Raw genomic sequence first — 12,655 nt, forward strand, 5'->3', positions numbered from 1 at the left:
CACGGCCCGCTTCGCGCCGCGGGCGTGCCGCCCGATCAGGCGGTCCAGGTAGAGAAAGCCGTCGAGGTGCCCGGTCTCGTGCTGCAGCATCCGCGCGAACAGCCCGGTGCCCTCCAGCGTGATCGCGCTGCCGTCGGCGTCGAGCCCGGTCACCCGGGCCCACTGCGCGCGACCGGTGGGGAAGGATTCGCCGGGGACCGATAGGCAACCCTCGTCGTCATTGTCCGGATCCGGCATGGTTTCCGGGATTTCGGAGGTCTCCAGCACCGGGTTGATCACCACGCCCCGGCGCCGCTGGGTCTGGCCGCGGTCGTCGGCGCAGTCGTAGACGAACACCCGCAACGCAACCCCGATTTGGTTGGCCGCCAGGCCGACGCCGTGCGCGGCGTCCATGGTGTCGTACAGGTCGGTGATCAGACCGGGCAGCTCGGGCGGCAACGCACCGTCGGCGCCGACGGCTACCGGCGTCGTCGGGGTGTGCAACACGGGGTCTCCCACGATGCGGATCGGTACCACTGCCATGGTCGGCTAAAGTACCGCACGCCCTGCGCCCGGAGGCCGGGCGATCCGGCGCGGGCAATCTCTCGCCAATCGGCCGACTCGCGGGTCTGGATGACGGCTTGAGGGTTTGGGCCGTGTTTCAATGATCGCCGAAACACGCGCTTAGCTAAGTCAAGTCATTCGAGCAGTTCGCAATTCGCCGAAAGGGTCCAGGGGTAGCGATATGGACAGCGCCATGGCGCGGGCAAATCGATCGGGGGACGATGCCGAGATCGCAGATGGCCTCACACGCCGCGAACACGACATCCTCGCCTTCGAACGACAGTGGTGGAAATTCGCGGGCGTGAAGGAAGACGCCATCAAGGAACTGTTCTCGATGTCGGCGACGCGGTACTACCAAGTGCTCAACGCGCTCGTCGATCGGCCCGAGGCGCTGGCCGCCGACCCGATGCTGGTGAAACGGCTGCGCCGGCTGCGCGCCAGCCGTCAGAAGGCGCGGGCGGCGCGGCGCCTCGGCTTCGAGGTGACCTGACTCGTTACAGTAGGGCTCGATGAAAGAGCGCGTACCCGACTCCACGGGATTGCCCCTGCGGGCCATGGTGATGGTGCTGTTGTTCCTGGGCGTCATCTTCCTGCTTCTCGGCTGGCAGGCCGTGGGCTCCTCCGGGAACGCCGACGACGACACGGCGTCGCCCGCGTCCAGCGCCACGAGCAGTGTGAGCGCGTCGCCCACCTCGCCGAGCAACAAGCCGGCGGGCAACCAGGCCGACGTGCAGGTTTACAACATCTCCTCGAAAGAGGGCGTTGCCGCCAAGACGAAGGACCAGCTGACGTCGGCCGGGTTCAAGGTGACCAAGGTGGACAACCTGACCGTGCCCGACGTGTCGGCGACGACGGTGTACTACACCGACACCGGCGACGAGCACGCCACCGCGGACGCCGTCGGCAAGAACCTCGGCGCCCCCGTCGAGCCGCGGATTCCCGCGCTCAACAGCGAACCGCCGGGCGTCATCGTCCTCGTCGCGGGCTAGCCGCAGGGCGTGCGGCGCGGCTCCTGCGCGCGCCATGCCGGCGCGCATCGTCGCCACGCTAGGTCCGATGGCGCGGCTCCTGCGCGCGCCATGCCGGCGCGCATCGTCGCCACGCTAGGTCCGATGGCGCGGCTCCTCCGCGCGCCATGCCGGCGCGCATCGTCGCCACGCTAGGCTTTTGGGCATGCCTCAGCTCGCCGGTCTCCGCCACGCCGTCGCCCGCCCGTCCGCGCTGCCCCCGCTGATCCTGGCCGGCGCCGCCCTGCTCGGCGCGTGCTCGTCTCCCCAGCACGCGTCGTCCGTGCCGGGCACCACGCCCGCGGTGTGGACGGGGTCGCCCGAGCCGTCGTCGGCAAAGTCCGCCGAGAACCCGGCGGCCGCCGCCCCATCGTCGGCGCCCAACATCACCACTCACCTCAAGGGTCCCGACGGCACCGAGATCGCGACCGCGACGTTCGTGTTCAACAACGGCTACGCCACCGTCACCATCGAGACGACGGCCAACGGCGTGCTGGCCCCCGGCTTCCACGACGTGCACATCCACCGGGTGGGCAAGTGCGAACCCAACTCGGTGGCGCCGACGGGCGGCGCCCCGGGCGACTTCCTCTCGGCCGGTGACCACCTGCAGGTCGGCGGGCGCACCGGCGAGCCGGCCAGCGGGGACCTGTCGGTGCTGCAGGTGCGCAAAGACGGGTCGGGGACGCTGGTCACCACCACCGACGCCTTCACCGAGCAGGACCTGCTCAGCGGCGAGAAGACGGCGATCGTGATCCACGCCGGAGCGAAAGACCAGCCCAGCATGCCGCCCAGCAGCGGGACGCCGACGTCGGACCAGATGGCGATGAGCGCCGGTGACGCCGGCAAGCGGGTGGCGTGCGGTGTCATCGGTGCCGGCTAGCCAAGCCCCGACCAGTGCCGCCACCCGCGGCGAGGCGCGCATCGACTTCGCCCGCTCGCCGCGGCCGACCATCGGCGTCGAGTGGGAGTTCGCACTCGTGGACGCGCAGACCCGCGACCTGAGCAACGAAGCCACGGCGGTGATCGACGAGATCGGTGAAAACCCGCGCGTACACAAGGAATTGCTACGCAACACCGTCGAGGTGGTCACCGGCATCTGTGACAGCGCGCCGCAAGCGATCGAGGACCTGCGCGGCACGCTCGGGCCGGCCCGCCGGATCGTCCGCGACCGCGGCATGGAGCTGTTCTGCGCCGGCACCCACCCGTTCGCCCGCTGGTCGGCCCAGGAACTCACCGACGGCGCCCGCTACGCCGAACTCATCAAACGCACCCAGTGGTGGGGCCGGCAGATGCTGATCTGGGGCGTGCACGTGCACGTGGGAATCTCCTCGCCGCACAAGGTGATGCCGATCATGACGTCGCTGCTCAACTACTATCCGCACCTGCTGGCGCTGTCCGCCTCGTCGCCGTGGTGGGGCGGCGAGGACACCGGGTACGCCAGCAACCGGGCCATGATGTTCCAGCAGCTGCCCACCGCCGGGCTGCCGTTCCACTTCCAGACCTGGAAAGAATTCGAAGGCTTCGTCTACGACCAGAAGAAGACCGGCATCATCGACCACGTCGACGAGGTGCGCTGGGACATCCGACCGTCGCCGCACCTGGGGACGCTCGAGGTGCGAATCTTCGACGGGGTGTCCAACCTGCGCGAGCTGGGCGCCCTGGTCGCGTTAACCCATTGCCTCATCGTCGATCTGGACCGCAGGCTGGAGGCCGACGAGTCGCTGCCGACCATGCCGCCCTGGCACGCCCAGGAGAACAAATGGCGCGCCGCCCGCTACGGCCTGGACGCCATCATCATCCTGGACGCGGAGAGCAACGAGCGGTTGGTGACCGAGGACCTCGACGACGTGCTGACCCGGCTCGAGCCGGTGGCCAAGAGCCTGCACTGCGTCGACGAGCTGGCCGCCGTCGCCGACATCCCCCGGCGCGGCGCGTCGTATCAGCGGCAGCGCCGCGTCGCCGAGGAGCACGACGGTGACCTGCGCGCGGTGGTCGACGTCCTGGTCGGTGAGCTGGACGTCTGATGACCGCCCCGGAATTCGTTGCGCTGGCCATGTTTCCGCTGGAGTCGGTGTTCCTGCCGGGCCAGCACCTCCCGCTGCGAATCTTCGAGCCGCGCTACGGCGCCCTGGTGCGGCACTGCCTGGAGGCGGGTGAGCCCTTCGGTGTGGTGCTCATCTCGCGCGGCCGCGAGGTCGGCGGCGGTGACGCCCGCTGCGACGTCGGGGTGCTGGCCAGCATCGTCGAGTGCGTCGACGAGGGCGCCGGGCGCTATACGCTCAGCTGCCGCACGGGAGCGCGAATCCTGTTGTCGCAGTGGCTACCCGATGATCCCTACCCGCGGGCGCACGCGACGGTGTGGCCCGACCAGCCCGGCGAACCGGTGTCCCGCGCCCAGGTGCTCGAGGTGGAAGACAAGGCGATGGCGCTGTTCGAGCGGATCGCGGACGCGCGGGGGGTGACGCTGCCCAGCCGTGAGGTGCTGTTGGGAGGCGACACGTCCGGTGACGCCGGGGACCGCCTGCTCACCCTGGCCGCCCGCATTCCGATCGGCACCGCGGATCGCTACTCGGTGCTGGCGGCGCCGTCGGCCGCCGAGCGCCTGGCCGCGCTGAGCGAGGCCGTGGACGCCGTCGCCGAGGTGGTGGAGTTCCAGCTCTCCGAATAGCCGACCGGTGACGGCTAGGGTGAGCCCATGAAGGTGCATTTGCAGGTCAACGGTTCCCCGGTGCGGGCGGCCGCCAGCGCCGCCGACATCGCCGCGACGGGCGCCGACGGCCTGTTCACCTTCGAGGGCCAGCACGACGTGTTCTTCCCGCTGCTGGTTGCGGCGGGCGCCACCGGTCTGGACTTGATGACCAACGTGGCCATCGCCCCGCCGCGCAGCCCGTTGCACCTGGCGCACGCCGCCTACGACCTGCAACTGGTCAGCGAGGGCCGGTTCCGGCTGGGCCTGGGCTCCCAGGTGCGGGCCCACATCGAAAAGCGTTACGGCAGTAAGTGGGAGCGGCCCGCGGCGCGGATGGCCGAGACCGTCGCGGCGATCAAGGCGATCTTCGCGGCGTGGGAGGGTCAGTCCCGCTTGGACTTTCGCGGCGAGTTCTTCACGCACACCATCATGGCGCCGAACTTCAGCCCGGGGCCGAATCCGTTCGGCCCGCCGCCGGTGCTGCTGGGTGCGCTGGGCCCGGTGATGACGCGCACCGCCGCGGAAGTGGCCGACGGCCTGCTCGTGATGCCGTTCAACAGCGCGCGCCACTTCGAGGAACGCACGCTGCCGGCCGTCGCCGAGGGCCTGCGGCGGGCGGGCCGCGCGCGAGAGGACCTGCAGATCATCGTCGCGGCCATGGTCGCGGTCGGCCGCGACGAGGCCGACCTGGCCGCCGCGATCGACGGTGTGGCGTCGCTGATTTCGTTCTACGGGTCCACGCCCGCCTACCTGCCCGTCCTCGAGGTCGAGGGCTGGGCCGACGTCCAGCCCGAGCTCAACGCGCTGTCCAAGCAGGGCCGGTTCGCCGACATGCGTCGGCTCGTCGGCGACGAGGTGGTGTCGCGGATCGGAGTCGTCGGCACCCCGGAGGATTGCGCGCGGCAGATCGCCGCGCGGTTCGGTGACCATGCCGCCGAGGTGTGTTGCTACTTCCCGGGTTACACCCCGCGGCCCGCGGACGTCGCGGACCTGATCGGTGCCTTGCACCGCACCCCGGCCCTACGATGAGCGCGGTGACGGTCGAGGTCGACGCCGGGGTCGCGGTGCTCACCCTCAACCGGCCCGACCGTCTCAACGCCTACACCGCCGACATGGGGGCGGCGCTGGGCCGGGCCTACCGTGACTGTGACGAGGACGACGACGTGCGGGCCATCGTCCTGACCGGTGCCGGCGCGGCGTTCTGCGCCGGTGCCGACTTCTCCGGCGGCGCAAGCCCATTCGGCGCCGCGGCCGAGGGCTTCTCCGCGTCGCCGATCGCCCCGGCCGCCTTCGAGCTGCGCAAGCCGGTGATCGCCGCGGTCAACGGCCACGCGATCGGCATCGGGCTCACCATCGCCCTGCAGGCCGATCTGCGCCTCGTCGCCGAGGACGCCCAATACGGTGTGGTGCAGGTCCGCCGCGGGGTGCTGCCCGACTGCATGGCGCACTGGACGCTGGCGCGGCTGACCAACCTCGGCGTGGCCGCCGACATCCTGCTGACCGGCCGGACTTTCGGCGGGGCGGAGGCCGTGCGGCTCGGCATCGCCAACCGGGCCCTGCCCGCGGCCCGGGTGCTCGCCGACGCGGTGGGGATGGCCCGCGACATCGCCGTCAACGTGGCCCCGATGTCGGCGGCGCTGACCAAGCGGCTGCTGTGGGACACCGCGATCAACGCCTACACGCCGCGCGACGTTGCGGCGCTGGAAACGCAGCTGCATCACCGGGTGCTGGGAACCCCCGACGCGGCCGAGGGGGTGGCCGCGTTCCTCGAGCGGCGGCCGCCGTCCTTCACCGCGCGGGTGTCGCGCGACTGGGCGCCGCTGCCCGAGCCGTGAGCACCGCCGCGAGGGTTGCGGCGACGAAGAACAGCGCCGCCGCGTCGCGCAGCAGCCGGGTGAAGCTGGCCTCGGTGAGCGCGCCCGCCGCGATCAACCCCACGCAGGCGACGGACGTCAGCGCCGACGTCCGGCCCACCGCGTTCTGGACGGCCGCCGCGATGCCGCTGCTCGCCGGGTCGACGGACGACAGGTTCAGGGTGGCCAACGGTGTGCTGGTGAGCACCAAACCGATTGCCACGACCAGCGTTCCGGGCAGCAGATGGGTCACGATGTGGAACCCGTGCGCGGCCGGTCGGATCAGTAGCAGCCCGAGCCCGGCCAGCAGCGGACCGGCGATCAGAAAGCGCCGGGCACCGATTCGCGCGGCCAGGTTTCCGACCCGCCTGGCGAACAGAAACGACATCAGGGGAGTGGGCAATGTCGCCAGGCCCGCGACCGTCGCGCAATAGTGGGCCACCTCCTGGGTGTACAGCGAGATGGCGAGGGACCCCATGGTGAGCGCGGCGTAGACGAACGCGGTCGTGAGGTTCGCGGCAAGGAAGTCGCGGTTGGCGAAAAGCGCGAGCGGCAGCAACGGATGGGCGGCCCGGCGCTGCCAGGCCGCGAACGCCGTCAAGGCGGCGACGCCGCCCAGCAGCGACGCGACCAGCGGGGGATGCCAGCCGTGCCGGCCCGCTTCGATGAGGGCATACACGGTGGCGGCCAATCCCGACGCCGACAGCGCGGCCCCCGCGACGTCGAGGTGGCCCGGCCGCGCGATGCGGGGCAGCGACGGCAGCCAATACGTCAGCGTGAAACCGACGACCATCGGGACCGCGGACAACACGTAGATCCACCGCCAACCCAGCAGGTCGACCGCCACGCCGCCCAGCAACGGACCCAACGCGAAAGCGGTTCCGGTCCACGCGGTCCAACACCCCACGGCGGCGGAGCGTCGGGAGGCGTCGAAGGTGGAGTTGATCAGCGCCAGCGATCCGGGCACCAGGAAGGCCGCGCCCAGGCCCTGGGTCATCCGCGCGGCGATCAGCATGGTCGGTGACAGCGCGGCCGCCGCCAACGCCGAGCCGATCCCGAACGCCACCAGTCCGAACCGCATCACCTGCACCCGCCCGAACCGGTCGGAGATCGCGCCCCCCGGCAGGATCGTCGCCGCGAGCGCCAGAAGGTAGCCGTCGACCACCCACTGCTGCAGGCACATGCCGCCGCCGAGGTCGCGCTCCGTCGCCGGCAGCGCCAGGTTCACCACCGAGCTGTCGAGGAACGCGACCATCGACACCAGGATCGCCACCAGCATGACCCGGCTCGTCGGCGCGGTATCGCGAAATCGATTGCGCGGCAGTGTGATTCGCGGAGGCGCGACCGGGGCGCCGGGAAGGGGTCGGGTCGCGGTCATGGCCGCGCCGCCGCGGGCCGCTGTTCGTCCATGCGTTCACTCCTTTGCGCGCGTCGGCAACACCGTTCGACATGAGGTATGCGCACTGGTTACGAGGCGAGGGCGGCGGCCGGTTCAGTCGCGATCCGCCGCGTTACGGGGCTTGGGCGAAGGCCCGCAGCGACTGCACCTGCGCGGCCTCCAGCGAGGGACGCACGGCCTGGCGCGCCGCCGCGATATCGGCGGCCGTCACGTCGGTGGCGTCGATGGAGCGGCGCATCGCGGTCAGGGCGGCCTCGCGCAGCAAGGCGACGCAGTCCGCGGCGCTGTAGCCGTCGAGCCCGGCGGCCACCTCGTCGAGGTCGACGTCGTCGCTCAATGGAACGGATTTGCCCGCGGTGCGCAAGATGTCGCGGCGCGCCGCGGCGTCCGGCGGCTCGACGAACACCAGCCGTTCCAGGCGTCCCGGGCGCAGCAGCGCGGGGTCGATCAATTCGGGCCGGTTGGTGGCGCCCAGCACGACGACGTCGCGCAGCGGATTGACGCCGTCGAGCTCGGTCAGCAGCGCGGCCACCACCCGGTCGGTCACCCCCGAGTCGAAGCTCTGTCCGCGCCGCGGCGCCAGCGCGTCGATCTCGTCGAGGAAGACCAACGACGGCGCGGAATCGCGCGCGCGCCGAAACAGTTCCCGCACCGCCCGTTCCGAGCTGCCGACCCACTTGTCCATCAGCTCGGAGCCCTTGACGGCGTGCACCGACAGCTGCCCGGTGCTGGCCAGGGCGCGCACAACGAAGGTCTTGCCGCACCCGGGCGGGCCGTACAGGAGCACCCCGCGCGGCGGGTCGACGCCCAACCGGGCGAAGGTGTCGGGATGTTGCAGCGGCCACAACACCGCCTCGGTGAGCGCCTGCCGGGCCTCGGCCATGTCGCCGACGTCGTCGAGGGTGACGTTGCCGACGGTCACCTCCTCGCTTGCCGAGCGGGACAGCGGCCGGATGACGGTTAACGCGCCGAGCAGGTCGTCCTGGTCGAGTCGGGGCGGCTCGCCGTCGGCGCTGGCCCGCGACGCCGCGCGCAACGCCGCCTCGCGCACCAGCGCGGCCAGGTCAGCGACGACGAACGCGGGGGTGCGGCTGGCGATTTCGTCGAAGTCGAGGTCGCCGGTCGGCACCGATTTCAGCAGCGCTTCCAGCAGCGATCGGCGGGTCCCGGCGTCGGGCAGGGGCAGGCTGAGCTCCCGGTCGCACAGGTCGGGCGCCCGCAGCCGGGCGTCGAGCTGGTCGGGGCGGGCCGACGTGGCGACGAGCGCGACACCCTCGGTGGCGACGGCGGTGCGCAGCTCGCCGAGGATCAGCGCGGCGACCGGCTCCGCAGTCGCCGGCAGCAGGGCGTCCACATCGGAGATCAGCAGGACGCCGCCGCCGTCGCGCACCGCGCGTGACGCGCCGGCCACGGCCTTGAGCCGGTCCTCGGCGGTCAGCGCGCCGATCTCCGGGCCGTCCAGAGTCACCATCCGGCGGCCGGCGCACACCGCCCGCACCAGCGTCACCTTCCCGACGCCGGCCGGGCCGGACACCAGCACGCCGAGGTTCGCGCCCGCACCCAACGCCCTGAGCAGGTGCGGCTCGTCGAGGGCCAGCTTGAGCCATTCGGTGAGCTTGGCGGCCTGCGGCTGCGAGCCCTTGAGTTCCTCCACGACCGTGTCGGGACTCGACACCTCCACCGCCGCCCGGGGCGCCGCCTGACCGCCGGCCGGCACGCCCGCGCCCCAGGACACCAGCGAGTTCGGTTGCACGCTGACCGGCCCGCTCGGGTCGACCCCGGTGACCGTCAGCAGCTCCGAGGTCCAGCTGATGCCGACCGCGGCGGCCAACGCGCGGGTGGCGGCGGACGTCGACGTGCCCGGCCCCAGATCGCGGGGCAGCAGGGACACCGCGTCGCCGACCGTGAGGACCTTGCCCAGCAGGGCCTGGCGCAGCGTGACCGGCGAGATCGACTGCGTCGCCAGCCCCGAGCCGGACAGGGTCACCGACCGGGCGCCGTAGACGGTGACCGCGCCGACGATCACCGCGGTGCCCTCGCGCAGGCCGGCGTTGGACAGCGTCACGTCGTCGAGCAGCGCCGTGCCGACCGGGGTGTCCGGCCCGGCCAACCCCACCACCGCCGCCGTGGTGCGCGACCCGATCAGCGCTACCGCGTCCCATTCGCGGATGCCGAGCGCGGCGACGGCGCTCGGGTGCAACCGGACGACGCCGCGGCGCGAGTCGACGGCCGAGGTGTTCAGCCGAGCGGTGAGCGTGAGCTGACGGGCCGCGTCCTCGCCCGGGCGGGTCATGGCAGGCGGCCGCCCGGCTTGCGCAGCCCCAGGCGGGCGACCGACCGGCGGTGCGGCTGGGCCCGCCGGGTCGCGCGCCGGGCGGCGCGGCGCTGCTTGGGCTTGTCGGCGAGCGCTTCGGGGTGCGCGGCGAGCCAGCGCTGGTTGCGGATCGCGAACGGCACGTGGCACAGGTAGGCGACGATGATCACCCAGATCAACACGTAGGGGGCCAGCACGGCGGCGGCCGCGCAGATCGCCAACGCCGCCAGCAGCGGGGCGGCCCAGCTCGGCGGCACCGCGACCGCGTGCATCTTGCGCATCGGGATCTTGCTGACCAGCAGCACCGACGTGCCGGCGATCCACACGCACAGGAACACCGGCGACGTCCACCATCCGTCGCCGAACTGCAGCTTCAGCCCGATCAGCCCGATCAGCGACACCGCGCCCGCCGGCGCCGGCATGCCGACGAAGAATTCGTGCGTGTAGGCGGGCTGGGTGCCGTCGTCGAGCAGCGCGTTGTACCGGGCCAGCCGCAGCACCACGCACACCGCGTAGAGCAGCACCACGATCCACCCGGACGGGGACTGCGCGAACAGCGTCAGGTACACGACGATGGCCGGCGTCACCCCGAAGTTCACGGCGTCGGCCAGCGAGTCGATCTCCTCGCCCATCCGCGACTGCGCGTCCAGGATGCGGGCGACCCGGCCGTCGAGCCCGTCGAGGATGGCGGCGGCGGCGATCAGCGCCATCGCGGCCTTCGGCTGGTGCTCGAGCGCGAACTTGATGGCGGTCAGGCCGGCGCAGATGGACAGCACCGTCATGGCGCTGGGCAGGATCTGCAGGTTCACCGGGGGGCGCCGGGCGCGCGGCTTGCTGATCACGGCAGCTCGGCCAGCAAGGTCTCGCCGGCGATGGCGCGCTGGCCCACCCGCACCCGCGGCTGCGTGCCCGCCGGCAGGTAGGTGTCCAGCCGGGAACCGAACCGGATGAGGCCGTAGGTGTCACCGATCGACAGCCGTTCGCCGACGCGGGCGTCGCAGATGATGCGCCGCGCCAGCAGGCCGGCGACCTGCACCGCGACGACGTCGGCGCCGCCGTCGGTGCGGATCCGCAGGCTGGTGCGCTCGTTTTCGGTGCTGGCGGCGGCCAGGTCCGCGGACCCGAAGCGGCCCGGCCGGTGGTGCACCGCGACGACCTGGCCACCGACCGGCGCCCGCTGGACGTGGGCGTCGAGCAGCGACAGGAAGATGCTGACCCGCGGCAGCGGCGCGTCGCCCATGCCGAGCTCGGCGGGCGGGGCGGCCGAGTCGATGACGCAGACCTCGCCGTCGGCGGGGGCGACGATCGCGCCGGGCCGGGTCGGCGGCACCCGCGGGGGGTGGCGGAAGAAGCCCGCGCACGCGCCCGCCGCGAGCAGGCCGGCCCGCCGCACCCACCGGTGGTTGCGGCCGGTGACGGCCAGGGCGAGGCCCGCCGCGACGAACGGTCGCCCGGCCGGGTGCAGGGGTGGGATCGCCGATCGCACCAGTTCCAGCGCGTGCGCGGGGCTGAAGGTCGGTTCCTCGGCGGTGGGGCCGACCGTGCGGGGGCGTTTTGCCACGCGGCCATCTTACGGAGACCGGAACCCGGTTGGTGTGCGCCCGCAACGGGAACGCTGCCCAGCACCATGCATCCGACCGAAGCCGCGAGCCTGCGCCGCGCGAAGATCGGCGTCACCGTCACTTTCCTCGCTCACGCCATGGTGGCCTCGTCGTGGGTCGCCCACATTCCGCAGATCAAGGGCCACCTGGGCCTCTCCGACGCCGCGCTGGGGACGGCGTTGTTCGGCGCGCCGCTCGACCGTCGCGGCCTGGGTGTTCATCGCCACGTCTAGTCCACCCTGAAACAGGCCCCACCCGACCAGCGCAGCGAACAGCGACGCCCAGGACCCGGCCAGCCCGATGGTGACCGACGCCGCGGCGTAAGCGATCACCGTGAGCCGGACCAGACGGCGGCTGCCCCATCGCGGCAGCGCCCAGTGGCTCGCCACGGTGGCCGCGACGGCGCCCAGCGGCGCGCCGAACAACGCCGTCCCCAGCGCGGCGTCGGAGAGGCCCAGGTGGCCCTTGATCTGCGGAATGTGGGCGACCCACGACGAGGCCACCATGGCGTGAGCGAGGAAAGTGACGGTGACGCCGATCTTCGCGCGGCGCAACTGCTGGTGCTCGCCGTCGTCGTCGTGGGCGGGGTGGAGGGGTGCACCGGCGCCCTGCTACCCGACCGCGAGCCCGAGCGGGCCCGGGACCGCCCGAAGCGCGGCTGGTTGAGCCCCACGGTCGCGATCCTGGCGGGCGTGTCGTTCGCGTCGTTCATCTGCGAGGGCGCGGCCGGGGACTGGTCGGGGGACTACCTGCGCAACGTGGTGGGCGCCGGGCCGGGACTGTCCGCGCTGAGCTACGCGGCCTACACCCTGACGATGGTGATCACCCGGTTCGCCGCGCTACGGCTGCACTCCCGCATCCCCAGCCGGCGGCTGCTGCCGGCGCTGGCCCTGCTCGCCGCGCTGGGCATGGGCGTGACGCTGGCGGTGGCCGACCCGGTCGTCAGCGTCGCGGGGTTCGCGCTGCTGGGCGCCGGGGTGGCGCTGCTGGTGCCGACCGCGTTCAGCGCCGCCTACCCCGCCGGCCGCGGCGGTTCGGCCATCGCGATCGTCGCCACGACCGGCTGGGTCGGCTATCTGCTCGGGCCGCCGTTGATCGGCCAGCTCTCGGGCCTGTTCGGCCTGTCGGCGGCGCTGCTGGTGATCCCGGTGATGCTGTGCGTCGCGGGCATCGCGATCCGCGGCAGCAGGGCCTTCGACGCGGCCGACGAGTTTCACCGCGAGGCCGCGGCCTCGACGGTCGGCTGAGG

Annotated in this window: 14 protein-coding genes and 1 pseudogene; 9 read left to right on the forward strand and 6 right to left on the reverse strand. The window is 72.4% G+C overall.

Annotated features, from left to right (window positions below; genetic code table 11):
• Nucleotides 1–522: peptide deformylase (locus A5714_RS22930; RefSeq protein ID WP_068289324.1), on the reverse strand; the 522-nt coding region annotated here is incomplete at its 3' end.
• A 202-nt stretch (nucleotides 523–724) separates the two neighbouring features.
• On the opposite strand from A5714_RS22930, the gene A5714_RS22935 reads away from it, so the two are divergent.
• From A5714_RS22935 to A5714_RS22965, 7 genes are all read left to right on the forward strand, one after another.
• Complete coding sequence (locus tag A5714_RS22935) at nucleotides 725–1,033, forward strand: DUF3263 domain-containing protein (protein ID WP_003873790.1); 309 nt, start codon at nucleotides 725–727, stop codon at nucleotides 1,031–1,033.
• 19 nt (nucleotides 1,034–1,052) lie between these two features.
• Nucleotides 1,053–1,532: a LytR C-terminal domain-containing protein gene (locus A5714_RS22940; RefSeq protein ID WP_068071024.1), complete on the forward strand. Its 480-nt coding sequence runs from the start codon at nucleotides 1,053–1,055 to the stop codon at nucleotides 1,530–1,532.
• Nucleotides 1,533–1,716: 184 nt separating this feature from the next.
• Entirely contained in the window at nucleotides 1,717–2,430 is a 714-nt protein-coding gene (locus A5714_RS22945) for a superoxide dismutase family protein (RefSeq protein ID WP_068289225.1), read from the forward strand.
• Nucleotides 2,411–3,574: a glutamate--cysteine ligase gene (locus tag A5714_RS22950; protein WP_068289228.1), complete on the forward strand. Its 1,164-nt coding sequence runs from the start codon at nucleotides 2,411–2,413 to the stop codon at nucleotides 3,572–3,574. Before A5714_RS22945 ends, A5714_RS22950 begins: the two co-directional genes overlap by 20 nt.
• Nucleotides 3,574–4,218, forward strand: coding sequence for an LON peptidase substrate-binding domain-containing protein (locus A5714_RS22955; protein WP_068289231.1), 645 nt, complete (start codon nucleotides 3,574–3,576; stop codon nucleotides 4,216–4,218). The genes A5714_RS22950 and A5714_RS22955 overlap by 1 nt, the downstream gene beginning before the upstream one ends.
• A 27-nt stretch (nucleotides 4,219–4,245) precedes the next feature.
• The gene (locus tag A5714_RS22960) at nucleotides 4,246–5,268 is read left to right on the forward strand and encodes a TIGR03617 family F420-dependent LLM class oxidoreductase (protein ID WP_068289234.1); all 1,023 of its coding nucleotides are present in this window, start codon (nucleotides 4,246–4,248) and stop codon (nucleotides 5,266–5,268) included.
• On the forward strand, nucleotides 5,265–6,074 hold the full coding sequence (locus A5714_RS22965) for an enoyl-CoA hydratase-related protein (RefSeq protein ID WP_068289236.1): 810 nt from the start codon (nucleotides 5,265–5,267) through the stop codon (nucleotides 6,072–6,074). Before A5714_RS22960 ends, A5714_RS22965 begins: the two co-directional genes overlap by 4 nt.
• Here A5714_RS22965 and A5714_RS22970 read toward each other — a convergent pair.
• From A5714_RS22970 to A5714_RS22985, 4 genes are all read right to left on the reverse strand, one after another.
• Nucleotides 6,028–7,371, reverse strand: a complete 1,344-nt coding sequence (locus A5714_RS22970) for an MFS transporter (protein WP_068289239.1) — start codon at nucleotides 7,369–7,371, stop codon at nucleotides 6,028–6,030. The genes A5714_RS22965 and A5714_RS22970 overlap by 47 nt on opposite strands.
• A gap of 232 nt (nucleotides 7,372–7,603) precedes the next feature.
• Nucleotides 7,604–9,784: an AAA family ATPase gene (locus A5714_RS22975; RefSeq protein ID WP_068289243.1), complete on the reverse strand. Its 2,181-nt coding sequence runs from the start codon at nucleotides 9,782–9,784 to the stop codon at nucleotides 7,604–7,606.
• Nucleotides 9,781–10,647 (reverse strand): CDP-diacylglycerol--serine O-phosphatidyltransferase, encoded by an 867-nt coding sequence (gene pssA, locus A5714_RS22980; protein WP_068071039.1) that lies wholly within the window; start codon nucleotides 10,645–10,647, stop codon nucleotides 9,781–9,783. The genes A5714_RS22975 and pssA overlap by 4 nt, the downstream gene beginning before the upstream one ends.
• Nucleotides 10,644–11,366, reverse strand: a complete 723-nt coding sequence (locus A5714_RS22985; RefSeq protein ID WP_082959927.1) for a phosphatidylserine decarboxylase — start codon at nucleotides 11,364–11,366, stop codon at nucleotides 10,644–10,646. Before A5714_RS22985 ends, pssA begins: the two co-directional genes overlap by 4 nt.
• A gap of 66 nt (nucleotides 11,367–11,432) precedes the next feature.
• On the opposite strand from A5714_RS22985, the gene A5714_RS27345 reads away from it, so the two are divergent.
• A complete protein-coding gene (locus tag A5714_RS27345; protein WP_068289245.1) occupies nucleotides 11,433–11,639 on the forward strand; it encodes a hypothetical protein in 207 nt (68 codons plus the stop codon).
• Nucleotides 11,640–11,663: 24 nt separating this feature from the next.
• Here A5714_RS27345 and A5714_RS26775 read toward each other — a convergent pair.
• Nucleotides 11,664–11,912 (reverse strand): annotated as a pseudogene (locus A5714_RS26775) (MFS transporter); the annotation flags it as partial.
• Nucleotides 11,913–11,915: 3 nt separating this feature from the next.
• On the opposite strand from A5714_RS26775, the gene A5714_RS23000 reads away from it, so the two are divergent.
• On the forward strand, nucleotides 11,916–12,653 hold the full coding sequence (locus A5714_RS23000; RefSeq protein WP_068289252.1) for an MFS transporter: 738 nt from the start codon (nucleotides 11,916–11,918) through the stop codon (nucleotides 12,651–12,653).
• Nucleotides 12,654–12,655: the final 2 nt, after the last annotated feature.

Source organism: Mycobacterium sp. E2462, from assembly GCF_001672685.1.
GTDB lineage: Bacteria > Actinomycetota > Actinomycetes > Mycobacteriales > Mycobacteriaceae > Mycobacterium.

Bases quoted from the DNA above. Each gene is read 5' to 3' on its own strand.
- A5714_RS22935 (WP_003873790.1), top strand. From the start codon at position 725: ATGGACAGCGCCATGGCGCGGGCAAATCGATCGGGGGACGATGCCGAG.
- A5714_RS22940 (WP_068071024.1), top strand. From the start codon at position 1,053: ATGAAAGAGCGCGTACCCGACTCCACGGGATTGCCCCTGCGGGCCATG.
- A5714_RS22945 (WP_068289225.1), top strand. From the start codon at position 1,717: ATGCCTCAGCTCGCCGGTCTCCGCCACGCCGTCGCCCGCCCGTCCGCG.
- A5714_RS22955 (WP_068289231.1), top strand. From the start codon at position 3,574: ATGACCGCCCCGGAATTCGTTGCGCTGGCCATGTTTCCGCTGGAGTCG.
- A5714_RS22960 (WP_068289234.1), top strand. From the start codon at position 4,246: ATGAAGGTGCATTTGCAGGTCAACGGTTCCCCGGTGCGGGCGGCCGCC.
- A5714_RS22965 (WP_068289236.1), top strand. From the start codon at position 5,265: ATGAGCGCGGTGACGGTCGAGGTCGACGCCGGGGTCGCGGTGCTCACC.
- A5714_RS22970 (WP_068289239.1), bottom strand. From the start codon at position 7,371: ATGCTGGTGGCGATCCTGGTGTCGATGGTCGCGTTCCTCGACAGCTCG.
- A5714_RS22975 (WP_068289243.1), bottom strand. From the start codon at position 9,784: ATGACCCGCCCGGGCGAGGACGCGGCCCGTCAGCTCACGCTCACCGCT.
- A5714_RS27345 (WP_068289245.1), top strand. From the start codon at position 11,433: ATGCATCCGACCGAAGCCGCGAGCCTGCGCCGCGCGAAGATCGGCGTC.